General features: G+C 68.5%; 24 protein-coding genes. 12 read left to right on the top strand and 12 right to left on the bottom strand.

The window, feature by feature from the left end:
* The first annotated feature begins 39 nt into the window (after positions 1-39).
* The 3 genes from ACWEVR_RS24700 to ACWEVR_RS24690 are packed head-to-tail and all read left to right on the top strand — an operon-like array spanning position 40 to position 4,044.
* Positions 40-1,350 (top strand): diguanylate cyclase domain-containing protein, encoded by a 1,311-nt coding sequence (locus ACWEVR_RS24700; protein WP_452468907.1) that lies wholly within the window; start codon positions 40-42, stop codon positions 1,348-1,350.
* 13 nt (positions 1,351-1,363) lie between these two features.
* A complete protein-coding gene (locus tag ACWEVR_RS24695; protein WP_452468906.1) occupies positions 1,364-1,702 on the top strand; it encodes an antibiotic biosynthesis monooxygenase family protein in 339 nt (112 codons plus the stop codon).
* A 44-nt stretch (positions 1,703-1,746) separates the two neighbouring features.
* Complete coding sequence (locus ACWEVR_RS24690) at positions 1,747-4,044, top strand: HelD family protein (RefSeq protein ID WP_452468905.1); 2,298 nt, start codon at positions 1,747-1,749, stop codon at positions 4,042-4,044.
* Positions 4,045-4,059: 15 nt separating this feature from the next.
* Here ACWEVR_RS24690 and ACWEVR_RS24685 read toward each other — a convergent pair whose 3' ends face one another.
* On the bottom strand, positions 4,060-4,710 hold the full coding sequence (locus tag ACWEVR_RS24685; RefSeq protein WP_452468904.1) for a TetR/AcrR family transcriptional regulator: 651 nt from the start codon (positions 4,708-4,710) through the stop codon (positions 4,060-4,062).
* A 68-nt stretch (positions 4,711-4,778) separates the two neighbouring features.
* On the opposite strand from ACWEVR_RS24685, the gene ACWEVR_RS24680 reads away from it, so the two are divergent.
* Both ACWEVR_RS24680 and ACWEVR_RS24675 read left to right on the top strand, forming a co-directional pair.
* Entirely contained in the window at positions 4,779-6,212 is a 1,434-nt protein-coding gene (locus ACWEVR_RS24680; RefSeq protein WP_452468903.1) for an MFS transporter, read from the top strand.
* An 11-nt stretch (positions 6,213-6,223) separates the two neighbouring features.
* Complete coding sequence (locus ACWEVR_RS24675; RefSeq protein WP_452468902.1) at positions 6,224-6,604, top strand: cupin; 381 nt, start codon at positions 6,224-6,226, stop codon at positions 6,602-6,604.
* Between the two features lie 54 nt (positions 6,605-6,658).
* On the opposite strand, the gene ACWEVR_RS24670 is transcribed toward ACWEVR_RS24675, so the two are convergent.
* Positions 6,659-7,111, bottom strand: a complete 453-nt coding sequence (locus tag ACWEVR_RS24670) for a universal stress protein (protein ID WP_067498187.1) — start codon at positions 7,109-7,111, stop codon at positions 6,659-6,661.
* A gap of 290 nt (positions 7,112-7,401) precedes the next feature.
* Entirely contained in the window at positions 7,402-8,238 is an 837-nt protein-coding gene (locus tag ACWEVR_RS24665; protein WP_452468901.1) for a DUF6597 domain-containing transcriptional factor, read from the bottom strand.
* Between the two features lie 56 nt (positions 8,239-8,294).
* On the opposite strand from ACWEVR_RS24665, the gene ACWEVR_RS24660 reads away from it, so the two are divergent.
* Positions 8,295-8,759 carry a VOC family protein gene (locus ACWEVR_RS24660; RefSeq protein WP_452468900.1) on the top strand — a complete coding sequence of 155 codons (465 nt, stop codon included), beginning with the start codon at positions 8,295-8,297 and terminating at the stop codon, positions 8,757-8,759.
* 23 nt (positions 8,760-8,782) lie between these two features.
* Here the strand turns inward: ACWEVR_RS24660 and uvrB are convergent, their stop codons facing one another.
* Positions 8,783-10,963 carry an excinuclease ABC subunit UvrB gene (uvrB, locus tag ACWEVR_RS24655; RefSeq protein ID WP_452468899.1) on the bottom strand — a complete coding sequence of 727 codons (2,181 nt, stop codon included), beginning with the start codon at positions 10,961-10,963 and terminating at the stop codon, positions 8,783-8,785.
* A 90-nt stretch (positions 10,964-11,053) separates the two neighbouring features.
* Here uvrB and ACWEVR_RS24650 point away from each other — a divergent pair, with 90 nt between their 5' ends.
* Positions 11,054-11,578, top strand: a complete 525-nt coding sequence (locus ACWEVR_RS24650; protein ID WP_452468898.1) for a DUF402 domain-containing protein — start codon at positions 11,054-11,056, stop codon at positions 11,576-11,578.
* Positions 11,579-11,629: 51 nt separating this feature from the next.
* Here ACWEVR_RS24650 and ACWEVR_RS24645 read toward each other — a convergent pair whose 3' ends face one another.
* Complete coding sequence (locus ACWEVR_RS24645) at positions 11,630-12,052, bottom strand: hypothetical protein (protein WP_181697694.1); 423 nt, start codon at positions 12,050-12,052, stop codon at positions 11,630-11,632.
* A gap of 120 nt (positions 12,053-12,172) precedes the next feature.
* A complete protein-coding gene (coaE, locus tag ACWEVR_RS24640) occupies positions 12,173-13,378 on the bottom strand; it encodes a dephospho-CoA kinase (protein WP_452468897.1) in 1,206 nt (401 codons plus the stop codon).
* Positions 13,379-13,527: 149 nt separating this feature from the next.
* Here coaE and ACWEVR_RS24635 point away from each other — a divergent pair, with 149 nt between their 5' ends.
* Positions 13,528-13,740 (top strand): hypothetical protein, encoded by a 213-nt coding sequence (locus ACWEVR_RS24635; RefSeq protein WP_452468896.1) that lies wholly within the window; start codon positions 13,528-13,530, stop codon positions 13,738-13,740.
* Between the two features lie 159 nt (positions 13,741-13,899).
* On the opposite strand, the gene rpsA is transcribed toward ACWEVR_RS24635, so the two are convergent.
* The gene (rpsA, locus tag ACWEVR_RS24630) at positions 13,900-15,375 is read right to left on the bottom strand and encodes a 30S ribosomal protein S1 (protein WP_067498011.1); all 1,476 of its coding nucleotides are present in this window, start codon (positions 15,373-15,375) and stop codon (positions 13,900-13,902) included.
* Between the two features lie 295 nt (positions 15,376-15,670).
* Between rpsA and ACWEVR_RS24625 the strand changes: the two genes are divergently transcribed.
* Positions 15,671-16,543 carry a methyltransferase domain-containing protein gene (locus ACWEVR_RS24625; protein WP_452468895.1) on the top strand — a complete coding sequence of 291 codons (873 nt, stop codon included), beginning with the start codon at positions 15,671-15,673 and terminating at the stop codon, positions 16,541-16,543.
* Here the strand turns inward: ACWEVR_RS24625 and ACWEVR_RS24620 are convergent.
* The 4 genes from ACWEVR_RS24620 to ACWEVR_RS24605 form a co-directional block, all read right to left on the bottom strand.
* On the bottom strand, positions 16,540-17,094 hold the full coding sequence (locus tag ACWEVR_RS24620) for a hypothetical protein (RefSeq protein WP_067644619.1): 555 nt from the start codon (positions 17,092-17,094) through the stop codon (positions 16,540-16,542). The genes ACWEVR_RS24625 and ACWEVR_RS24620 overlap by 4 nt on opposite strands.
* A gap of 179 nt (positions 17,095-17,273) precedes the next feature.
* Positions 17,274-17,444, bottom strand: coding sequence for a hypothetical protein (locus ACWEVR_RS24615; protein WP_452468894.1), 171 nt, complete (start codon positions 17,442-17,444; stop codon positions 17,274-17,276).
* An 8-nt stretch (positions 17,445-17,452) separates the two neighbouring features.
* Positions 17,453-18,337: an SPFH domain-containing protein gene (locus ACWEVR_RS24610; protein ID WP_067644622.1), complete on the bottom strand. Its 885-nt coding sequence runs from the start codon at positions 18,335-18,337 to the stop codon at positions 17,453-17,455.
* Positions 18,338-18,402: 65 nt separating this feature from the next.
* Entirely contained in the window at positions 18,403-19,737 is a 1,335-nt protein-coding gene (locus tag ACWEVR_RS24605) for an FAD-binding oxidoreductase (protein ID WP_452468893.1), read from the bottom strand.
* Positions 19,738-19,807: 70 nt separating this feature from the next.
* Here ACWEVR_RS24605 and ACWEVR_RS24600 point away from each other — a divergent pair, with 70 nt between their 5' ends.
* Both ACWEVR_RS24600 and ACWEVR_RS24595 read left to right on the top strand, forming a co-directional pair.
* Positions 19,808-20,707 carry a LysR family transcriptional regulator gene (locus tag ACWEVR_RS24600; RefSeq protein ID WP_452468892.1) on the top strand — a complete coding sequence of 300 codons (900 nt, stop codon included), beginning with the start codon at positions 19,808-19,810 and terminating at the stop codon, positions 20,705-20,707.
* An 87-nt stretch (positions 20,708-20,794) separates the two neighbouring features.
* Entirely contained in the window at positions 20,795-22,339 is a 1,545-nt protein-coding gene (locus ACWEVR_RS24595) for an acyl-CoA carboxylase subunit beta (RefSeq protein WP_452468891.1), read from the top strand.
* On the opposite strand, the gene ACWEVR_RS24590 is transcribed toward ACWEVR_RS24595, so the two are convergent.
* On the bottom strand, positions 22,326-23,027 hold the full coding sequence (locus tag ACWEVR_RS24590; protein ID WP_452468890.1) for a LysR family substrate-binding domain-containing protein: 702 nt from the start codon (positions 23,025-23,027) through the stop codon (positions 22,326-22,328). The two genes, ACWEVR_RS24595 and ACWEVR_RS24590, sit on opposite strands and share 14 nt — an antisense overlap.
* A 43-nt stretch (positions 23,028-23,070) precedes the next feature.
* On the opposite strand from ACWEVR_RS24590, the gene ACWEVR_RS24585 reads away from it, so the two are divergent.
* Positions 23,071-23,913, top strand: coding sequence for an oxidoreductase (locus tag ACWEVR_RS24585; RefSeq protein ID WP_452468889.1), 843 nt, complete (start codon positions 23,071-23,073; stop codon positions 23,911-23,913).
* Positions 23,914-23,927 lie beyond the last annotated feature (14 nt).

Genomic DNA, 23,927 nt, shown 5'->3' with positions numbered 1-23,927 from the left:
GCGTCATCCGAAGACCAGGCCGAGATCGGGGGTATCGCAGTGAGACAAACCGACACCGACGCGGCGAACGCCGAGCTGCTCGCCCAGCGGTACCGCTCGCTGGTCGAACACACTCCCGATGCCATCTGCGTGCACGAGGCGGGCGTCATCGTCTACGTGAACCCGGCGATGGTGCGTCTGCTCGGCGCGCACACGGCCGAGGACCTGCTCGGATTGCGGATCACCCATTTCGTGCATTCCGACTCCATTCCGGCGATGCTCGACCGGATCGCCCAGCTCACCGCCGAGGGCGCGGCGTCACCGCCGACCGAAATGGACCTGTTGCGCATCGACGGGCAGAAGGTGCCCGTGCAGACGGTGTCGGTGCTCACGGCCTGGCAAGGTGAGCTGGCCTATCAGGTGGTGGTGCACGATCTGACCGCGCAGCGGGCCGCCGAGGCCTCCGCACGGCAGGCCGAGGCGTACTTCACCACCGTGGTCTCCCAGCTCGAGGAGGGTGTGCTGGTCGTCGACCGGCGGGGCAGGCTCGAATCGATCAATCCGGCGGGCAGGCGCATCCTCGGCATCGCCGACTCCGCCCCGGTCCTCGGTGCGCGTTTCGACGAGCTCCCCGTCACGATGATCGACTGGGAGGGTCAGCCGCTGCCCGTGGGCAGGCATCCGATGGCGCACACGTTGACGACCGGCGAGCCGGTGACGCGGTTCGTGTTCGGGGTGCGCCGGGCCGACGGTCAGCAGGTGTGGCTGTCGTGTAACTGCCGGCTGCTCAATCCCGACAGCCCGGACTCGGCGGGGGTGTCGTCGTTCGCCGATGTCACCGAATACCGGGCAAGCAAGATGCAGCTCGAGTACCAGGCCACCCACGACGCGCTGACGGGACTGGCGAACCGGTCGCTGATCCTGTCGCAGTTGTCGGCGGCACTGGCCGACGAGGGCGGCGGCCTGGTCACCACCGTGCTGTTCATCGATCTCGACGGGTTCAAGGCGATCAACGACACTCTCGGCCACGCCATCGGCGACACGGTCCTGCAGATCGTCGCCCAGCGGCTGCAACGCGCTCTGCGTGCCGAGGACGTGGTGGGCAGGCTCGGTGGGGACGAGTTCCTCGTGCTGCTCGCCGGGCACCCGCAGCGCACCGATCTGCCGCGTCTGATCGAACGGCTGCGCGTCACCATGGCCGAGCCGATCATCGCGAGCGGGCACCGTCTCGAAGTCAGCGCCTCGATCGGCGTCACCGAACTCGGCCCGCACGAGCGCCGCACTCCCGAAGCCGTACTGCACGACGCCGATCTGGCCATGTACCGCGACAAGCCCTCCGGTCGCCGCAACCACACCACGCACGCGTCCTGACAAACTGGTCGGCGTGATCGTCGAACACGCCCTGCTGCCCGTCCGCCCCGGTTCCGCCGACGCCTTCGAGGCGGCCTTCGCGCAGGCCTACCCGATCATCGCCGGTATGCCCGGCTTCGGTGGGCTGTCGTTGTCGCGGTGCGTGGAGCGGCCCGACACCTATCTGCTGCTGGTGCGGTGGGCGCGGCTGAGCGATCACACCGAGGGGTTTCGCGGGTCGCCGGAATATCAGCGCTGGCGTGCGCTGTTGCATCACTTCTATGAGCCTTTCCCGGTGGTCGAGCACTTCACGCCGGTGACCGGTGACGAAGTCTTCCCCGCGACGGGCGCGCTGCCGTCCGCTGGCAAGTAGACTCGACAACTCTGTTCTCAACGCGGTGACAAAGGAGTCCTGTTTTGCCCGACCGCCTCGCCGACGACCGCGCAACCACCGACCAGGGCGGGCGCGGCCGCGAGATCGAACAGGAACAGCAGTACCTCACGGTGCTCTACGACCGCCTCGACGCCATGCGCGACTACGCGCAGAACCGGCTCAAGACCGTGCTGCTGGAAGCGGGCGGTACCCCGCAGGCGCGCAGCGAACGCGAGTCGTTCACCGCGCTCTACAGCGAGGACCTGGCCAAATACGACGCCGCTGAGCACGGTCTGTGCTTCGGCCGCATCGACTTGGACGCCACCGAGGACGCCGCCCGCTACATCGGGCGCCTCGGCATCCTCGACGAGGACAACGACTACGAGCCGCTGCTCCTGGACTGGCGCGCTCCCCTGGCGCGCCCGTTCTACCTGGCGACCACCGCCAATCCCGAGGACGTGGTCCGCCGCCGTCACATCCGCTCGCGCAACCGCACGGTGACCGCGATCAACGACGAGTACCTCGATCTGGGCGCAGCAGAACGCGACGGCGCGGTGGGTACCGACGACGGCGTGGGCGGCGAGAGCGCCCTGCTCGCCGCGCTGAACGCAGCCCGCACCGGGCACATGAACGACATCGTCGAGACGATCCAGAGCGAACAGGACGCGATCATCCGCTCCGAGCACAAGAGTGTGCTCGTGGTGCAGGGCGGGCCGGGCACCGGCAAGACGGCGGTGGCGCTGCACCGGGCCGCCTACCTGCTCTACACCTTCCGTCAGCAGCTGGCCAAGAGCGGTGTGCTCATCATCGGCCCGAACGCCACCTTCCTCGACTACATCGGGCAGGTGCTGCCCTCGCTCGGTGAGACCGGTGTGCTGCTGTCCACCATCGGTGACCTGTATCCGGGGGTGAAGGCGGTCCGCGAGGATTCGCTGCGCGCGGGCGAGATCAAGGGTTCGCTCGACATGCTCGAGGTGCTCAAGCAGGCGGTGCGCGACCGACAGGAGGTGCCCGCCGAACCGGTGCGGCTCACCTTCGACGGCTACCCGGTGCTGCTCGACCGCAAGATCGCGACCCGGGCGCGTGGCCGGGCTCGTTCCTCGCGCCGTCCGCACAATCTCGCGCGGCCGATCTTCGCCTCGTCGGTGATCGACGCGCTCACCGATCAGCTGGCCGCGACGATGGGTGCCGATCTGTCCGGCGGCACCAGCCTGCTCAGCTCTGCCGATCTGAGCGAGATCGGTGACGAGATGCGCGCCGACCCGCAGGTGCAGGCCGCGATCAGCGCGCTGTGGCCGGTGCTCTCCCCGCAGGAGGTCCTCGCCGATCTGCTCGCCGACCCGGCCCGGCTCGACCGCGCCGCCAAGTCGCTGAGCCCCGAGGACCGCGCCGAACTCGTCCGCCCTGACGACGGCACATTCTCCGCAGCCGACGCACCGCTGCTCGACGAACTGGCCGAACTGCTCGGTGTGGACGACACCGAGGAGCGCGAACGGGCACGCCGCCGGTGGCGCGCGCAGCTGGCCGAGGCTCAGGACGCGCTCGACATCCTCACCGGTTCCGCACCCCAGGACATCGAGGACGAACTCGACCCCGAGATCCTGATGGCCTACGACCTGATCGATGCCTCTCAGCTGGCCCAGCGCCAGGAGTTCGGCAACCGGCAGACCACGGCCGAGCGCGCCGCGGGCGACCGCACCTGGACCTACGGGCACGTGATCGTCGACGAGGCGCAGGAGCTGTCGGAGATGGCGTGGCGAATGGTGATGCGGCGCATCCCGAATCGCTGGATCACCGTCGTCGGCGACGTCGCCCAGACCGGCGACCCGGCGGGCGCGTCGTCGTGGCAGCGGGTGCTGGAACCCTATGTGGCCAAACGCTGGAAGCTCACCGAGCTCACGGTCAACTACCGCACCCCCGCCGAGATCATGGCCGTGGCCGCCGACGTCCTCGCCGCCATCGACCCCACCGCCCAGGCACCGCGCTCGGTCCGCGAAATCGGCAATCCCCCTCGCGCATATCGTGTTTCGCCTGCGGAAGTGCAGGACGAACTGGCCCGACTGATCGCCGCCGAGCAGGCTCCCGGCACCGCCGCCGTCCTCGCCCCTGCCGCACTCGTCCCCGAATTGTCCCCGCTGGCAGGCGAATCGGTGCAGGTCCTCACGGTGCACGACGCCAAGGGCCTGGAGTTCGACCGTGTCTACCTGGTGGAACCCCAGGCCATCGTCAAGGAGTCCCCGCGCGGTCTCAACGACCTCTACGTCGCACTCACCCGCGCCACCCAGCGGCTCTCGGTGGTGCACACCGAAGAGCTACCCGAGGTGTTGTCCACACTCGCGTGAAGCGCGCCGAGCGGGTCAGCGGGGCGCGGACAGCAGCCCGTCGACCAGCGCGGCCAGTCCGGCACCGTAGGAGCTCGTCGCGTCGAAATCGGTCCAGCGAGAACCGATTTCGGCCAGACGTGGCGTCGTCTCGGCGTCCAGGTTCGCGAACACCTCGTCCCGATAGGTCGGCCCCTGCGCGGCCCGGCGAGAGGACCGCGCGGTGATGATGAGCGCACCCGCGGTGTAGTGCCAGACCGCGCGATAGGCCTCGGCCGCCCGGTCGAGCGACAGACCCGCCGCGACCCCGGCGTCGATGATGGTCTCGGGAAACCACAGCGCCGAACGCCCGAAAAGATCGCCGTCGACGAGGACCTCGACCACCCACGGCCGGGCGGCCAGCACATCGTGCATCGCCGTGGCGGCCACCAGAATTCGCTGCCGTGGATCGTCGGGCAGCTCCGGCCACTCGACCTGGTCGGCGTAGTCGTCGAGAAGTAGCCGCAGCAGTGCGTCCTTGTCGCGGACGTGGTGATAGAGCGCCATCGGCGTACAGCCGAGTTCGGTGGCCAGCCTGCGCATCGTCAGCTTCTCGACGCCGTCGGTGTCGATCACACCGTGGGCGGCGGCCACGATGTCGGCGCGAGAGATTCGGGCCGGTCTTCCGGTGCGCGACGAGGTTGCCATAGGTCCATCTTGACCCACCAGCCGGCGCAGGCCTGGACACAGGTCCGTCGTCGAGTTAGTTTTTATACATGTATAAAAACTCTTCGCCCCCGCGCTCCGGCGCCGCATTGACCGCTGTTGCCGTCGCGCAGTTCATGGTCGCGCTGGACATGGCAGTCGTGAATGTCGCGCTCCCCTCGATCGGCGACACACTCGGTTTCACGCCCCTCGACCTGGCCTGGGTCGTGCACGTCTACGCGCTGACCTTCGGCGGATTTCTGCTGCTCGGAGGTAAGGCGTGCGATCTGTACGGTCGGCGACGGCTGTTCACCGCCGGTTTGATCGCCTTCGGCGTCGCCTCCCTCGCCGGCGGGCTCGCGCAGGCACCTTGGCAGCTGGTCGCCGCGCGCGCCGCGCAGGGCATCGCGGCGGCCGCCGTCGCGCCCGCCGCGCTGGCGACCCTCACCACGGTGTTTCCTGAAGGGCCTGCGCGGGTCCGCGCTCTCGGCGTATGGGGTGGCGTCAATGCGGCGGGTGGCGCGCTCGGCGTGCTCGTCGGGGGCCTGCTCACCGAGTACGCGGACTGGCGCTGGGTGATGCTGGTCAATATCCCGATCGTCGCGGTGGCGCTACTGTCCACGGCCGCAGGCGTTCCCGCGGACCGACCGTCCGACTCGCCCGCGAGCCTCGACCTCCTCGGTGCGCTCACCGCGACAGCCGGTGTCGGACTGCTGGTGACCGGCGTCATCCGCACCGATCGCCACGGCTGGTTCTCCGTGATGACCGCCGCGACGCTCGTCGCGGCCCTTGTCGCGCTCACGGCGTTCGTGGTCGTCGAACGCCGTGCGCGTAATCCGCTGCTGCGCCTCGGTTTGTTCGGCAACCGGTGGGTGCTCGGTGCCAACCTCTTCGTGCTGTTCGCTGCGGCAGGCCAATTCTCGGCGTTCTACCTGGTCTCGCTGTATCTGCAGCAGGTCCTTGGGCTCGGCGCGGGCGCCGCCGGGGCGGCCTTCCTGCCGTTCTCGCTGTGCGTCATCGCGGGGACGCTGGTCGCGACACGGATCGGGGCGAACCGTTCGCCACGACCGATCCTGATCGGCGGCGCGGTGTTCACCACGGTCGGCATCGGCTGGTTCGCACTGATCAGCCCCGACGGCAGCGTCCTCGCCGACATCCTCGGTCCGTCGCTGATCGGCGGTTTCGGACTCGGCCTGTGCTTGGCGCCGGTGGCATCGGCCGCCGTCACCGCCGTCGCGCCCGGCGAGGCGGGCATGGCCTCCGGCGCTTTCAACAGTGCCCGTCAGCTCGGCGGCAGCATCGGTGTCGCCGCGCTCGCCACCCTCGCCGCGAGCAGGACCGGCACGGGCAGCGATCCGACAGCGCTGACCGACGGCTATGCGTTCGCTCTCGCCGTCGCCGCACTGCTGTTCGCCGTAGCCGCGGCGATCGCCGCTGTCGTCCTTCCACGCACGCGACGCACCGAACCACTTGCCCACCAACCTGTTCCCGCACCAGCACGATGAGAGGAAGAACGATGTACCCGATCAACCTGTTCGACCGCGCCCTCCGATTCGAGCCGGAGGGAGCGGTGAGCGCCGCGGAACGCCGGATGACCGCGGGCACAGATGGCTGGCAGCTGGCCACCTTCCACGTCGAGACCGACGCCGACGTGCACGCCGACCACTGGGAGATGCATCCCACCGCCGACGAGGCGGTGTGCTGTTTGACGGGCGCGATGCGGTTGTACCTGCGACCCGAGACGGCCTGCGAGGGAGAGTATGTCGTGGCACTGACCGCGGGCACCGCGTTCGTGGTGCCACGTGGACGCTGGCACCGGATCGAACTCGACGAACCGAGCGACATCATGTCGATCGGATTGCGCGACGGCACAAGGCAGGAGCCCGTTATGCGGTGAAAACAGCCGAGGGCGCCGCGCTGTGGCGCGGCGCCCTCGGCGTGTGGTCGAACCTCAGCGCACCGTGTGGACGATCAGGACGTCCGAGCGCGACTTGCGGGCCACGTCCGAAGGGACGGAGCCGAGCAGGCGGCCGGTGAGGGTATTGAGGCCACGGTTACCGACGACGAGCAGGTCGGCCTTGGTCTCCTTGATCAGCTCGAGCAGGGAATCCACCGGCTCGCCGACGATGGCGCGCTCGACGATGTTCTTCGCACCGGCGGCCACCGCCTTCTCGCGGGCGACGTGCAGGATCTCGTTGGTCGGCGCCGAGCCACGGACCTGGTAGGCCTCGTCCTTGAGCACATCGGCGGCGGCGGCGACATCGCGATCATCGGTCGGGAAGTAGGCGCAGGCCAGCACGAGAGTCGCGTCCGCGTCGGCAGCGAGCGCCGCAGCCTTCTCCACCGCGACGTACGACGAATCCGAGCCATCAGTACCGACGACAATGGTCCGGTAGGCGGTCATCTCTCCTCCAACTTGGTCGGTGCAGCGCCGAACGACCCGGGAATCGAGCATCGGCGCGGCAATTGCGTCGACCATAACGCCACAACGCGCCGATTTATCGACAATTCGCAACAGATCACACCGGGAGTGTTGGGTCACTTTGTCCGGCGGTGCCGGATTATGGGCGCCGCCGTCGGCATTCACCTGCGCCGATCGAACGGCGAGCCGACGAAATTGTGGCAAATCACAACACAATCAACGCCGCTGCGGGCCTGGGATTTTCGTCACAACACCGCCGGTGCCGTGCCCGTTCACAGCGTTGCGGCGGCCGCGTCCATCGCGCGGGCGCGGCGCGCGTATTCGCGCGGCGGCATCCCGATCTGCGCGGTGAATTCCCGGCTGAAATGCGCCTGATCGAAATAGCCGAGACCGGTGGCCAACTCGGCCAGATCCGGGTCGGAGTGGGCGAGCAGATCGGCGGCGTCCTGCAACCGGAACCGGCACAGCACCCATTTCGGGCCGGCGCCCACATAGCGGCGGAACAACCGCTGCACGGTGCGCATGGGCACCGCGAACCGTTCGGTGACCTGGTCCACGCGTGTGAGCTCGGGATCCCGCTCCATCGCCGTCACGATCCGCGACACCAACGCGAACTGCGGATCGTCGGCACCGCCACGGCCGCCGAAGAATTCCTCGACGATCCCGACCCGGTTCTCGTCGGACGGTTCGGCCAGTACCCGCTCGGCCAGCCCCGCCGCTTCGGGCAGCACCTCGGTGAGCAGCGCCGAACCGTCACGGAAGGCACCGACATCACACCCGGTGAAGGCTCCGAAACCGCCCGGGCGGAAACGGATTCCGAATGTCTCGCCCTCGCCGTCGAGATCGCGCACGTACTTGGTGGTGCACACGCCGTTCACGAATCCGCCGGTGCGGGTGCTGCTGCGTTCGAAGGTGACGTTCACGCACGGAAACGACAGCACCTCGGCACGGAACGCGGGTCTGCCACGCAGATCCCAGCGCACCACCCAGTACCGGTCGGCGAATTCCGTCAGCGCTGGACCCACCTCGAGCCGCCGCAGCGAACGGTGTCTGGCCTGCTCGCGCGGCAGTAGGATCCCCTTCGCGTCGTCGATGTCGCCGGTCGTCATCGCCGGTGTCGCGTTCTTACAAGACCGGCGAGCGCCGGGTGAGCAGGATCGACGCCATGAACGTTGCACCGATCCCCGAGGGCTACCACTCCATCACCTGTTTCCTGGCCGTCGCCGACGGCGAGGCGGCCGTCGACTTCTACTCCGAGGTCTTCGGCGCGAAGGTGCTCAGCCGCGCCGACGATGCCGAGGGCAGGCCCGTCCACGCGGAGCTGCTCATCGGCGATTCCACCCTGCAGCTCGGAATCCCGCTGCACGACAACAGCGTTCGCGCCCCCGAGGGCTGGGTGCACACCTCGATCGTGCACTACTGCCCCGATGTCGACGAGGCGCTCGCGCGCGCCGTCGCCCGCGGTGCCCGCGTCGTCGAGGAAACCCAGACCTTCGTCACCGGCGACCGCTACGGCGTGATCATCGATCCGTTCGGCCACCGCTGGGCCGTGATGACCCGCGTCGAGGACGTCTCCCGCGAGGAGGCCGACCGACGCGTTGCCGCCTGGATGGCGACTCAGTCCGCATAGCGGCCCGGCGCGCGTCGCCATCCTCAGCTCAACCCCGCAGCGTCCATTCCGCGCAGTTCCTTCTTCAGGTCGGCGATCTCGTCACGTAAGCGACCTGCCAGCTCGAACTGCAGTTCGCGGGCGGCGTTCATCATCTGGTCGGTGAGGGAGGCGACGAGGTCGGCCAGTTCGGCGCGCGGCATCGACTTCACGTCGCGTTCGGCGTAGATGCCCGCGCTCACCGCACGACCGGGTTCGCCTTGAGCGCGCCTGCCACGGCTGACATTGCGGCCGGAACCGCCGACGGCCACCTCGTCGCCCGCCTCCAGGTACACCTGGTCGAGGATGTCGGCGATCTTCTTGCGCAGGGGCTGCGGGTCGATGCCGTTGGCCTCGTTGTAGGCGATCTGCTTGGCGCGGCGGCGGTCGGTCTCGTCGATGGCGTGGCGCATCGAGTCGGTGATCTTGTCGGCGTACATGTGTACTTCACCCGACACGTTGCGGGCCGCACGGCCGATGGTCTGGATGAGGCTAGTGCTCGACCGGAGGAAGCCCTCCTTGTCGGCGTCGAGGATCGCCACCAGCGACACCTCGGGCAGGTCGAGGCCCTCGCGCAGCAGGTTGATGCCGACGAGCACGTCGTATTCGCCGAGGCGCAGCTGACGCAGCAGTTCCACGCGGCGCAGGGTGTCGATCTCCGAGTGCAGGTACCGCACCCGGACCCCGAGCCCGAGCAGGTAGTCGGTGAGGTCCTCGGCCATCTTCTTGGTGAGCGTGGTGACGAGCACGCGCTCGTCGCGCTCGGTGCGCTGCCGGATCTCGTGTACCAGGTCGTCGATCTGCCCCTTCGTGGGTTTCACCACGACCTGTGGGTCGACGAGACCGGTCGGGCGGATGACCTGTTCGACGACCTCACCGCCCACCTGACCGAGCTCGTACGGCCCGGGCGTAGCCGACAGGTACACCGCCTGGCCGATCCGGTCGGCGAATTCCTCCCAGGTGAGCGGGCGGTTGTCGACCGCCGAGGGCAACCGGAACCCGAATTCGACGAGGTTGCGCTTGCGCGACATATCGCCCTCGTACATGCCGCCGATCTGCGGCACGGTCACGTGGGATTCGTCGATGACCAGCAGGAAGTCGTCGGGGAAGTAGTCGAGCAGGGTGGCGGGCGCCGACCCGGCGGGGCGACCGTCGATGTGCCGTGAATAGTTCTCGATGCCCGAGCAGAACCCGACCTGACGGATCATCTCCAGGTCGTATTCGGTGCGCATGCGCAAACGCTGCGCCTCGAGCAGTTTGCCCTGGCCCTCGAGCTCGGCCAGGCGGGCAGCCAGCTCCTCCTCGATGGCGGCGACGGCCTTCTCCATGCGCTCCGGGCCCGCCACGTAGTGGGTGGCAGGGAAGATGCGCAGCGAGTCGACCTGACGGACCACATCGCCGGTGAGCGGGTGCAGGTAGTACAGCGCCTCGATCTCGTCACCGAAGAACTCGATGCGCACCGCGAGCTCCTCGTAGGAGGGAATGATCTCGACGGTGTCGCCACGCACCCGGAACGACCCACGCGTGAACGCCATGTCGTTGCGGGTGTACTGCACGTCGACCAGCAGCCGCAGCAGCGCGTCGCGGTCGATCTCGCCGCCGACCTCGAGCTGCACCGAACGGTCCAGGTACGACTGCGGCGTACCGAGACCGTAGATGCACGACACCGACGCGACCACCACCACATCGCGGCGCGACAGCAGGCTGGAGGTGGCCGAGTGCCGCAGCCGCTCGACGTCGTCGTTGATCGAGCTGTCCTTCTCGATGTAGGTGTCGGTCTGGGCGATGTAGGCCTCGGGCTGGTAGTAGTCGTAGTACGAGACGAAGTACTCGACCGCGTTGTGCGGCAACATCTCCCGCAGTTCGTTGGCCAGCTGGGCCGCCAGGGTCTTGTTCGGCGCGAGCATCAGGGTCGGCCGCTGCAGCTTCTCGATCAGCCAGGCGGTCGTCGCCGACTTGCCGGTGCCGGTGGCACCGAGCAGCACCACGTCCTTCTCCCCCGCGTTGATGCGGCGCTCGAGCTCGGCGATGGCGGCGGGCTGATCGCCCGCCGGCTGATGCGGGCTGACCACCTCGAAGCGGCCACCCTTGCGCTCGATCTCACCGACCGGGCGGTGCTCCGAATGCGCGAGCGGGTGCGCCCGCTCTTCGTACCCTTCGGCCGGGATCTCGGTTGCGAATGCCATGCACACCAGGTTAGGCGCAGCCACCGACAGATTCGTCCGGACGCGAAAGCGAGCGGCACAGCTGCCCGCGTGCCGGTAGATTCTGCGCACATGACCCAGGCCTCGACCGTGCACGTGCACCCGCCCAAAAACGAGCTGTTCGACGTGGCGGCCAAGACCAACACCGACCCGAAGGGTTTCGTACGACCGGTCGAGGTCTACCGGGAGGAGCCGTGGGGCCTCTACATGGGGCGGCACTCCGACCACGCCAGCTTCCACTATCTGGAATCGTGGCTGCTGCCGAGTCTGTCGCTGCGCGCGTCCAAACTCTGGTACAACCCGGGCATCGAGCAGTGGCAGGACGTCTACGTCGATGTCGGCGTCTTCACCAGGGACTCCCCGACGCTGTGGCGCTCGGTGGACCACTACCTCGACCTGCTGGTCCGCACGGGCCGCGATGTGCGCCTGGTCGACATCGACGAACTGCTCGCCGCGCAGACCGACGGCCTGCTCGATGCCGAACAGGCCCAGGCGGCGATCGAACACGCGGTCGCGGCGGTCGACGGGATCGCCGCGCACGGGTACTCGCTAGAGACGTGGCTCGCCACCCTCGGCATGACCCTGACCTGGCGCTGAAACGACGAAACCGCCCGCGACCGGACAAGTCGCGGGCGGTTTCGCCATCTATCAGCCTGCCGAACCGCTGCCGAGCAGGTCGCCGAGGCCACCACCGCAGCCTGCGCTGCCGGTCGCGGCCGCCTCACCGACGGTAACGGTGATCGAGTCGCTGATCAGCAGCTGCCGCGCCTCGAGCTTGTGCTGGCCCGTCGTGGTCGGCTTCCAGGTCATGCTCACCGTGCCGGAGAGCAGCGACGGCGAGACCGTGCCGATGTCACGCCCGTTGTCGGTGAACTTCACCGAGGTCAGCCTGTCGACCTCGACGCTGGCCGTCAGCTTGTAGCTGCACCCGACCTTGTGATCGGTGCCCGCGACGCTGAGGTTGCCCACCCAGGCCGAGGCCTGCGGGGCGGCCAGCACGATGGTGGCGGCGACAGCGCCGAACGCGGTGATGCCGAAGCCCGCACGGCCGAGACGGTGATGTGTTGTCATACGCGCTACAACTTCCCTGTGATCGAGTCACCCGGTAGTGACTCGCCACAATGTAACCAGCGCGCCGTCCACTACGGACAGTTTTTGAAACATTGATGTTTAACAGATGCCAGGGCGGGGTTACGCGCGGGCGCGAGCCCACTCACCGACCCTCGGATAGACCACGTCGAACCACGGTTCCTTCACCGCGTAATAGGCCTCGCCCGCCGCCTCGCCCGCCTTCCCCGCCGCCGCCCGTTCGGCCGTCCGCTTGATCTCCAGATACTCCGTCCGCACGTCCTCCTCCGCCCGCAACCAGTCGCGGAAGTCGAGCGCGAACCGCTGGCCGGGCGAATCCTGCACACGCAGATGGATATTCGCCGGTCGGCCGGGATCCGCGTTGCCGTGCAAGCGTTTTGCCCACAGGTCCACGTCGATACCCGCCGGATCCTCGGGCGTGGGCTTCGGGCTGTCGTGCGTGATGCCGACCGCGCGCGGGAATCCCGCGGCTGCCAGCGAATCTGCCAGTGCGTCAGCGGTTTCCAGGTCGGCCACCGTCACCTGGATGTCGATGAGGTCCTTGGCGGGCAGCCCGCTCACCGCCGTCGAACCGACATGGTCGATACGCACCGCCGCCGCACCGCACACCAGGTGCAGCCGGGCGATGATCCGGCGGGCCTGCGCGCCCCACTCCGGGTCGTGCGGCATCAACCGGTACTCCGCCCGCGCCCGCACCCCCTCGCGCTGATTGCGCTCGAAGGGCACCAGCCGCCGTTCCCACAGCGCCCGCACCTGCTCCTCGACCACACCGGGTGCACCGTTGTTGTCCAGCCACACATCGGCAACGGCGTGACGTTGCTCGTCGGTGGCCTGTGCGGCGATCCGGGCCAACGCATCGGCCTCGGCGACGCCACGCTGCTCGACCAGCCGGCGCAGGCGGGTCTCCACATCGGCGCCGACCACGACCACCAACTGCATGAGCGGCGCGAGCCCGTTCTCCACCAGCAACGGAATGTCTTGCACCACAATGGCATCGGCGGGTGCGGCGCCGATGAGTTCGGCCGTGCGGGCACCGACCAGCGGGTGGGTGATCGCGTTGAGCTTGCCGCGTGAGACGTCGTCGGCGAAGGCCACCGCCGCCAGCGCGGGCCGATCGAGGCTGCCGTCCTCGGCCAGGATCGCGTCGCCGAACTCGGCGACGAGCGCGGCCAGACCCGGCGTTCCCGGCGCCACGACCTCGCGGGCGATGGCGTCGGAGTCGATCACCACCGCCCCCAACTCGACCATGGTCCGCGCCACTGTGGACTTACCCGCTCCCATGCCTCCGGTGAGGCCGATCCGCAACATGCGCCAAGTCTCGCATCCCCGCGCCCGGAGCAGGTCAGGTGTTCCCGACACGCCGATATGCGGCTGCGGCAAATCCGGGGCCGGGCGCGTCGCGTCGACTAACCTTCGCGCAGGCGAGAAGGCCAATCACCAGCGAGCGAAGGATGATCATGGGCACCACACAACACCGGACGGCTCGCCACCGCCTCGGCATGCCCGGCGGTGTGCACTGCGTTGAATTCCCTGCTGTGGCAGCGACTCTCGCCGAATATCGCCGGTCCTGGTTCACCGCTCTGATCTCGCCCGCCAGACACAGTTTCGCCGCGATGCGCAAGCGCACCAGCATGGGTGCCACCTACTGGGTGCCCGCCCCCGCGAACTGAGTTACCGACCACCCGAGCCCACCCGTTGCGAACGGGTGGGCTCGTTGTCGTGCGCGCCCTGTGTGATCGACCGGGCCGGAAACAGGCCGAAGGCCCCGGTCCGTGGGGACCGGGGCCTTCGACTGTGTTGCTCTACCTGAATCAGGCGTTGCCACTCACTCAGGCGTTACCGCTGAGCTTCTCCCGCAGAGCCGCCAGCTGCGCGTCACTGGCGAGCGAACCGCCGGTGGACTCGGCCGGGCCGGAGGTGGCCTGCGTGGCGTTGCCGCTCTCGGAGGAGTAGTTGCCGGCGGCCGGACCGCCCGCGGCGGCTTCGGCAGCCGCGTCGGCAGCCATCTTCTCCATCTGAGCGGTGTGCATCTTGTGGCGACGCTCGGCCTCGGCGTAGCGGCCTTCCCACTCTTCACGCTGCTTGTCGAAGCCCTCGAGCCATTCGTTGGTCTCGGGATCGAAGCCCTCGGGGAAGATGTAGTTGCCCGCTTCGTCGTAGCTGTCGGCCATGCCGTACTTCGACGGGTCGAACTCGGCGTGGTAGTCCTCGTTCGCCTGCTTCAGCGACAGCGAGATCCGGCGACGCTCCAGGTCGATGTCGATGACCTTGACCATCGCGTCGTCGCCGACGGCCACGACCTGGTCCGGGACCTCCACGTGGCGCTCGGCCAGCTCGGAGATGTGCACCAGGCCCTCGATGCCCTCTTCGACGCGCACGAACGCACCGAACGGAACCAGCTTGGTGACCTTGCCCGGCACGATCTGACCGATCGCGTGGGTGCGGGCGAACTGACGCCACGGGTCTTCCTGGGTCGCCTTGAGCGACAGGGAGACGCGCTCGCGGTCCAGGTCGACGTCGAGAACCTCGACGGTGACCTCGTTGCCGACCTCGACGACCTCGGACGGGTGGTCGATGTGCTTCCAGGACAGCTCGGAGACGTGCACCAGGCCGTCGACGCCGCCCAGGTCCACGAAGGCACCGAAGTTGACGATCGAGGAGACCACACCCTTGCGGACCTGGCCCTTCTGCAGCTGGTGCAGGAACTCGCTGCGGACCTCGGACTGGGTCTGCTCGAGCCAGGCGCGACGCGACAGGACCACGTTGTTGCGGTTCTTGTCGAGCTCGATGATCTTGGCCTCGATCTCCTTGCCGACGTACGGCTGGAGGTCGCGGACGCGACGCATCTCGACGAGCGAGGCGGGCAGGAAGCCACGGAGACCGATGTCGAGGATCAGGCCGCCCTTGACGACCTCGATGACGGTGCCCTTGACGGCCTCGTCCTTCTCCTTGAGCTCCTCGATCGTGCCCCACGCGCGCTCGTACTGAGCCCGCTTCTTCGACAGGATCAGGCGGCCTTCCTTGTCCTCCTTGGTGAGAACCAGGGCCTCGACCGCATCGCCCACGGAAACGACCTCGTTCGGGTCGACATCGTGCTTGATGGAGAGTTCACGGGAGGGGATGACGCCTTCGGTCTTGTAACCGATGTCGAGCAGGACCTCGTCACGATCGACCTTGACGATGGTTCCCTCGACGATGTCGCCATCGTTGAAGTACTTGATCGTGGCGTCGATGGCGGCGAGGAAATCCTCGGCGGAGCCGATGTCGTTGACGGCTACCTGCGGCGAGGTGACGGTGGTGGGCATATGTGGGTTTGCTCCGGACGGATTGTGGTCGGTTGCGGACATTGGAACTTTCGGTACGCTGCGAGATCACCGCGACGAGGCGACGAGGGACCGAACAAGTATCGCACGGACCGCCGACATTGCCGCTGATCAAACTCAGCACGGGCGACTCCGTCATCGGATACTGTACGCATCAACCCCGGCGCACAGCGTTCCTCGTGAGAGGTTCCTCGAAAGACACTCGCGTGCCTCAGCGTACGCGAGGGTGTTCCAGCCGGGCAAACCACCCCCCGTTCCCGCCGATACCCTTGGCGCCGTGTCCGATGACGAACGCCATGCGCAGGCCAACGCGCTGCTGGGAACCGCGGCAACCACCCGAACCAGGATCGGCTCGGCCGACAGCGAACGCGCCAGCAGGCGCTGGTGGGACGCCGACGCCGACCAGTACCACCAGACCCACGCCGATTTCCTCGGCGTCGACTCCCCCGGCGGCGAATTCGTGTGGTGCCCGGAGGGGCTGCACGAGGGCGACATGCATTTTCTGGGCGACGTGACGGGCAAGCGGGTGCTCGAGATCGGGTGCGGTTCGGCGCCGTGTTCGCGCTGGCTGGCGGGGCAGGGCGCGCATCCGGTCGGGCTGGATGTGTCGATGGGAATGCTCGCACGCGGTGTGGCCGCGATGGAGCAGGGCGGACCGCGGGTGCCGCTGGTCCAGGCGGGCGCGGAGGCGTTGCCGTTCGCGGACGAATCCTTCGATCTGGCCTGTTCGGCGTTCGGCGGGGTGCCGTTCGTCGCCGATTCGGCGCGCGTGATGCGCGAAGTGGCGCGGGTGCTCGCGCCGGGTGGTCGGTGGGTGTTCTCGGTGAATCACCCGATGCGGTGGATTTTTCCCGACGATCCCGGCGAGGACGGCCTGGTCGCGCGCATCCCGTATTTCGACCGCACCCCTTATGTAGAGGTCGACAGCGAGGGCGTGCCGACCTATGTCGAGCACCACCGCACGATCGGTGACCGGGTGCGCGAGATCGTCGGCGCGGGGCTGACCCTGCTCGACATCGTGGAACCGGACTGGCCGGAATGGCTCGACCGCGAGTGGGGGCAGTGGTCGCCGTTGCGCGGGGAGATCTTCCCCGGCACCGCCATCTTCGTCACCGAGAAGCCCGCCGGCACCGGGCAGCCCGGCGCCTAGAAGTCGGGCAGCGCCGCGAACGACGGGGCGACCTGGACGTTCGGCACCGTTTCGGCGACCCAGCGGCGCGCTCTGGTGAGCGCGTGATGCGGGAATTCGGCGTCGAAGCGGACGTCGTCGGACAGCAGGTACGGCAGTTTCCCGCGCAGGCCCGGCGCGTAGGGGTGGGGCGGGCACATCTCGTCGCGGCGGAATCGGCTGCCGATCGTCCGTTCCCGCTCCCCCGGCGGGCCCGTCTCCGGGCAGATGATCTGGAACACCGCCGAGCAGCGGTCCTTGGGCACCACGATGGACGCCGCGAACACGAGCTCACCGTGCGGACCCGGCATCCGCGTCTTCTCGACGCGCAGCAACGCGGGCAACTGGTCGACCCACACCACGAAGGCCTCGATCAGGCAGCCGGTGCGCGCGTGGTGTTCGGCCAGCCGCCTGCGCAGCCGCTTCGGATCGTCGAGCCGCGCGGGCAGATCGGGTGCGCCGTTGACGTAGTTCAGCGCGACGACATCACGAGTGGCCGGATTCCCCCAGGTCGTGTCGTCCAACTGTTGCATTCCAGGAATGTCGAACGAGATGGGCACCGGATCAATTTACCGGCGCGGTCGAGTTCGGTTGTCGCCGTGCACGGCTCGGCGCGTCGTTCCAGACGAAACCCGGTGTTCGCCCAGGCCGGCCGGTCGGGCGCCGTGACAGATCACCACGTCGAGCGTCCGAGGGCCCCGATCCGAGCGACTCAGTCGCGCTTGGGTTTTCGGCCGACCTGCTCGAGGGCGAGGCGCAGGGCGTATTCGATCTGGGAGTTGATGCTGCGCAGGTCGTCGGCCGCCCACTTGGCGATGGCCTCGTGGACGGCCGGGTCGAGCCGCAGCAGAACCTTTTTGGGTTCTCTCTTCGGCGCGCGCACAGTCGACCTCAGTAGAGGGATCCGGCGTTGACGACCGGTTGCGTCGCGCGGTCGCCGCAGAGGACGACGAGCAGGTTGGAGACCATGTTGGCCTTGCGTTCCTCGTCGAGTTCGACGGTGCCCTGTTCGGCCAGGCGGTCGAGCGCCAGGGCGACCATGCCGACGGCGCCCTCGACGATCTGGGTGCGCGCGGCGACCACCTGCGCAGCCTGCTGACGGACCAGCATCGCCTGTGCGATCTCGGGTGCGTAGGCCAGGTGGGTGATGCGGGCCTCGATCACCTCGATACCGGCGGTGAGGGTGCGTTCGCGCAGTTCGACGGTGAGTTCCTCGGCCACCTCGGCGCCGTCGCGCAGGCTGGTGCGGGCGTCGTCGTGGGCGTCGTAGGGGTGGGTGGTCGCGAGATGGCGCACCGCGGCCTCGGACTGGGTCTCGACGTACTCCTCGTAGTCGTCGACCGCGAAGGCGGCCTTGAAGCTGTCGACCACCTTGTAGACCACCACGGCCGCGATCTCGACGGGGTTGCCGTCGGCGTCGTTGACCTTCAGTTTCTGGGTCTCGAAGTTGCGCACCCGCAGCGAGATGGACTTGCGGTCGCTGAGCGGGACCACCGAGAAGAAACCGGGTTCGCTGACCGAGCCGATGTAGCGGCCGAAGAAGGTGACGACCTTGGCCTCGTTGGGGTCGACCACGATCAGCCCGGTGGCCAGCGCCGCGACGATCACCACACCGAGCACGCCGACTACCGCGCCCGCCCAGGCGAGTGCGCCGCCGTCGTGCTTGGACACCGAGATCAGCGACAGCACCGCGAGGGCGCCGAACAGCAGGGTGGACACCAACCACCCGAGTAGGACGGCAAATCCGTTGAAGCGAAAGGCGGGCCGCAGTTCCATGACATCCTCCGATATCTGAGTGATATCATTACAATAGCAGATACAGACTGCGGCGACAACGCCGGTTACGCGCCGGGGATGGTGCGATTGGCGCGGAACATGCCGTGCGGGTCGTACTTCGTCTTCAAGGCCCGCAGCCTGTCGAAGTCGGCGCGGGGATAGCCCGCCGCCGTCTGCTCGGGGCCCGCTGCGGCACCCGCGCCGTAGAGGAAGTTGAGGCTGTGGCCGATCGTCCACGGCGCCAGCGCTTTTCGCACCGTGCTCAGCGCTTCGGGAGCGGCGTCGCCCGCGCCCGCGTCGGTGATGACGCGCACGATGTACTCGGCGTCGCGGTGACCGACCGACGCGGTCCCCCGGCGCAGCGCCCCACCGAGATGACGGATGTCGACCACGGCGTCGACCGGTCCGCCGGGTGCGGTCTGCGCCCGCAACGCGGCCAGCGCTTCGGGGGTCAGGTCGGCGAGCAGCGCGTTGGTCGCGGCATAGGCGTGCGGGAAGTCGGGATCGCTGTGCACCGTGTGGGATTCGGTGTAGGGCATGGTGCGCAGGTCGTCGCGCAGGCGCTCACCGATCGCGCGCAACGGTGCGATCAGGCGCTCGGCCGCCTCGGCGGGCAACGTGGTCGCCACCCGAATGGAGGCGACATGCCTGCCGCGCAAAGGCTGCGGGACCGGCGGGATATCGGGGAAGGTCAGCGTGGCGACGGTGGAGGTGATCTCCTCGGGCACGGTCGCACTCCACTGCCGCCAGGTGTCGAGCACCGTGTCCACGAGCGGAGTATCGAACATCAGCTGGCCGCCATAGATTTCGGTGACGGGCACGAGGTCGAGTTCGAGGGCGGTCACCACGCCGAAGTTGCCGCCGGTGCCGAGGACCGCCGTGAACAGTTCGTCGGCGGGGCCGATAGTGCGGACGCGACCGTCGGCGGTCACGAGTTCGATCGAGCGCACATGATCTGCGGCGTAACCGAATTCGCGGCCGAGCAGGCCGAGACCGCCGCCGAGCACATAGCCGACCACACCCACCGACGGTGACGAACCGTTCAGCGGGGCCAACCCGTGTGCGGCGGCAGCCTCGACCAGTGCGCCTGCCCGGACACCGGCGCCGACCCTGGCGGTTCGTCTGTCCGGGTCGACGGTGATCGCGTTCATCCGGCCGGTGGTGACGAGCACCCCGCCGTCGACGGCGACCGACAGGCCGTGCCCGGTGGCCTGCACAGCGAGGGGAACCCGGTGCCGCGCCGCGTATTCCACGGCGGCGCGCACGTCCTCGGCGTGGACGGCACCGGCGACGAGTGCGGGCCGGTGGGTGTAGGCGGTCTGGAATCCGGCGATCTCCTGCTGGTACCCGGCGTCGTCCGGGGTGAAGACGGGGCCGGTGAAAGTGGCGGTTTCAGTCATGACTCCACTGTGCTCATCCTGGTGGAATAAGCCCAACAGATAGTTTTTCTCGCTCCTATAATCAGTGCTTATGGAACTGCGGCAGCTGCGGTACTTCGTGACCGTCGTCGACGAGGGCGGCTTCACCCGGGCGGCCCAACGCCTGCACCTGAGTCAGCCGGGTCTGAGCGCGCAGCTCAAACAGCTCGAACGCGAACTCGGCCAGCGGCTCCTGGACCGCGGCGCCCGAACCGTCGCCCCGACCGAGGTCGGCCGGGCGGTTCTCGACCACGCCCGCGCCGCCCTCGCCGCCGTCGATCGCATCGACCAGACCGTCCAGGAGTTCAGCGGATTGCTGCGTGGCCGGGTGCGGTTGGGTGCCGTCTCCGGTGCGGCGGCCGACGAGTTCGACATCGCGAGCGTGCTGGCCGGCTTCCACGACGACCACCCCGGTGTCGCGATCAGCCTGACCGAGGACACCTCCGAACGCATGCTCGCGGCACTCGACCGCGACGACCTCGACCTCGCCCTGGTCGGCCTCACCGGCGCCGAGCTCGGACCCGGCATCGCCACCGACGTGGTGCTCGAGACCCCGGTCGTCGCCGCGGTCGCGGCCGCGGCCGACGAACCCGCCGACACCATCACCCTGCGGGCGCTCACCGGGCGACGCCTCATCTGCCTGCCCCGCGGCACCGGCTTGCGCGGAATCTTCGAACGTTCTTGCGCCGCTGCGGGTTTCGTTCCGGAAATCGCCTTCGAGGCCGCCGCTCCCCCGCTGCTGCTCGAGCTCGCCGCCCGCGGCCTCGGCACAGCGGTGGTGCCCGCGCTCGGGGCCGAGGAAGCGGCGGGATTCGGGGTTCGGGTGCTACCGATCGTCGAGCCGGCGATCCGCGGCAGGCTGGCGCTGGCCTGGCGAGGCGATCGGCCACTCACCCCGGCGGCCAAGGTGCTGCTCGGTCAGCTGCGCATCGCGCTGCGCACCGGCACCTGATGCCGCCCGCGCCGCCGTCGTCACGGCGGCGTTAGGCTCGCACCACACTGATGAAGGAGAGCTCGACCACGACAGGAAGGGCGCGACATGGGGCAGTCGACAACCGCGGGGAAGTTGCGGGAGCTGCGGCAGAATCTGGTGGCGGCACAGGAACCGGCGGGGGAAGCCGGCGTCGCCAAGCGGGCGGCCAAGGGGATACCGAGTCCGCGTGAACGGATAGACATGCTGTTGGACAAGGGCAGCTTCGTCGAGATCGGCGCCCTCGTGCGGCAGCCGGGCGACGGCCTCTACGGCGACGGCGTGGTCACCGGGCACGGAACCGTGGACGGGCGCCCCGTGGTGGTGATCGCCCACGACCAGACCGTGTACGGCGGGTCGGTCGGTGAGATGTTCGGCCGCAAGGTGGCCATGGCCATGGACCGCGCGGCCGACGTGCAGTGCCCGTTCATCGCGATCAACGACTCCGGCGGCGCGCGCGTGCAGGACGCGGTGACCTCGCTGGCCTGGTACGCGACCATGAGCCGCCGCCAGCTCCGCCTGTCGGGCCTGGTGCCGCAGGTGTCGATAATGCTCGGCAAATGTGCTGCGGGAGCGGTGTATTCGCCGATCAACACCGATGTGCTGATCGCCACCGAGTCGGCGTACATGTTCGTCACCGGGCCCGAGATCATCCGGGAGACGACCGGTGAGGTGGTCACCCTCGAGGAACTCGGCGGCGCGTTCAACCAGGCGCAGAACGGCAACATCCACCACGTCGCCGCCGACGAGCGGGCCGCCTTCGACTGGGCGCGAGCGTATTTGAGCTACATGCCGTCGAGCTGTTTCGACGAGGCGCCGGTGGTGAATCCCGGTCTCGAACCCGAGGTCACCGAGTCCGATCGCGAACTCGACTCGCTGATCCCGGATTCCGATCGCGCCGGTTACGACATGTACGACGTGCTGTTACGCATCTTCGACGACGGCGACTTCCACGAGATCGGTGGCAACGCGGCCCGCAATCTCATCACCGGTTTCGCGCGCGTCGACGGGCGAAGCGTCGGCGTGATCGCCAACCAGCCGCTCGTGTCCAGCGGCGCGATCGATGCCCGCTGCTCGGACAAGGCGGCCCATTTCATCCGGCTCTGCGACGCATTCGGGCTGCCGCTGGTGTTCGTCGTCGACACACCCGGTGTGCTGCCGGGGGTCGAGGAGGAGAAGATCGGCGTCATCAAGCGCGGCGGGCGGTTCTTCTACGCGGTGGTCGAGGCGACCGTACCGATCGTCACCGTCGTCGTGCGCAAGGCCTACGGCGGTGGTTACGCCGTGATGGGCTGCAAGCAGCTCGGCGGCGATGTGAACCTGGCCTGGCCGACCGCCCGCATCGCGGTGATGGGTGCGGAGGCTGCGGTCGGGTTGACCCAGCGGCGGCAGCTGGCCGCGGTCCCCGAGGAACAGCGCGGGCAGGTGCGTCAGCAGATGATCGACTTCTACAACACCACCGTGGCCACCCCGTGGATCGCCGCCGAACGCGGCTACATCGACGCGGTGATCGAACCGTCGCGGACCCGCCTGGAAATCCGTAAGGCTCTGCGCCTGCTCGCCGACAAACGCGAGATCCGAGGGCCACGTAAACACCTGCTCATGCCGTTGTGACACCGTGCTCTGCCCGGCGTCCACGCCGGGCCAGCCCGCACGCCGCCACATAGCCGCGGACCAGGGGGCGGGGGTCGTCGCGACGCCAGGCCAGGGCCAGTTCGCACGGGCTGATCCCGGTGACCGGTCGGCACACCACGCCGTCTCGGGTCAGCATCGATGCGTTTCCGGTGGCCAGCAACACGACGCCGTCGCCGTTGACCAGGGCCTCGTAGGTTTCCTCGGTGCTAGAGACCTCCGCGCCGATGACGGGTTCGCGCCCGTCACGGGCGTCGATGGCGAGCCAGTAGTCGCGCAGGATCCCGGCCGAATGCGGAAGCGCCAGAAAGGGTTCCGCGAGGAGATCCGCGAAGTCGATCTGCTCGCGGGTGGCGAGCCGGTGGGTGCTCGGCAAGGCGACCAGCCGCGGTTCCGTCGCGACGACGTGCCAGTCGTAGCGGGCGCGGTCGAGCGGCAACCAGACGAAGGCGACATCACTGGACCCATCGGCCAGCCCCGCGGACGGGTCTTCCCAACTGAACTGGCGCAGTACCGGTTTCGCGTGCGGAAAGGCGGTGCCGAACCGGGAGCGGATAGCCGGCAGGATGCCACGACCCGGGCTCGTGCTGATCCCGATCGTCAGGACCGCCGCCTGCGTGGCCTTCGCGGCCGCGACCGACAACGGGTCTTGGACGGCATCCGCGGACACGAGCAGGATCGGGGGCGAAACATCAACGGGTAGAGGAGTTCTGATGAGTGTTCCGCGGATCTGGTTGGTCACCGGGGCGAGCAGTGGTTTCGGCCGTGCCATCGCGCAGGCCGCGATCGAGGCCGGCGACATCGTCGTCGCCGTCGCCCGGCGCACCGCCGCACTCGACGATCTGGTCGCCGCGCATCCCGATCAGCTCGAGACCGTCGCCCTCGATGTCACCGACATCGACCGTATCGACACGGTGATCGCCGATATCGTGGCCCGCCACGGCCGCATCGATGTACTGGTCAACAATGCGGGCCGCACCCATGTGGGCGCGGTGGAAGAGACCACCGATGCCGAACTGCGCGCCCTGTTCGACCTGCATCTGTTCGGCCCCGCGGCATTGACCAGGGCGGTACTGCCGCACATGCGCGCACAGCGCGGCGGTGCGATCGTGCAGATGAGCAGCGTCGGCGGGCAACTGTCCTTCGCCGGGTTCTCCGCCTACAGCGCGACGAAATTCGCCCTCGAGGGCCTGTCGGAAGCACTGGCCGAGGAAGTGGCGCCGTTCGGGATCAAGGTGCTGATCGTGGAGCCCGGTGCCTTCCGAACGGGTCTGTTCGGACCGGGCGCGGCCGCCTTCAGCGCCGAGTCCGAGGTGTACGCCGACACCGCAGGCGCCACCCGCCGCATGGTCGAAGGCGGCGACGGCACCCAGCCGGGCGACCCAGCCAAGGCCGCCGCCGCCATCCGCACCGCCCTCGCCGCCGAGCACACCCCACTGCGACTGCCGTTGGGGTCCGACTCGGTCGACGCGGTGCTCGGCCACCTCGACGCGGTCCGTGACGACGTACTGACCTGGGAGAGGGTATCGCGCGACACCACCTTCTCCGAGAACTGAACGACGACGACCGG

It is taken from the genome of Nocardia sp. NPDC003979 (assembly GCF_053605015.1).
This window is presented reverse-complemented; position numbering and strand designations above follow the sequence as displayed.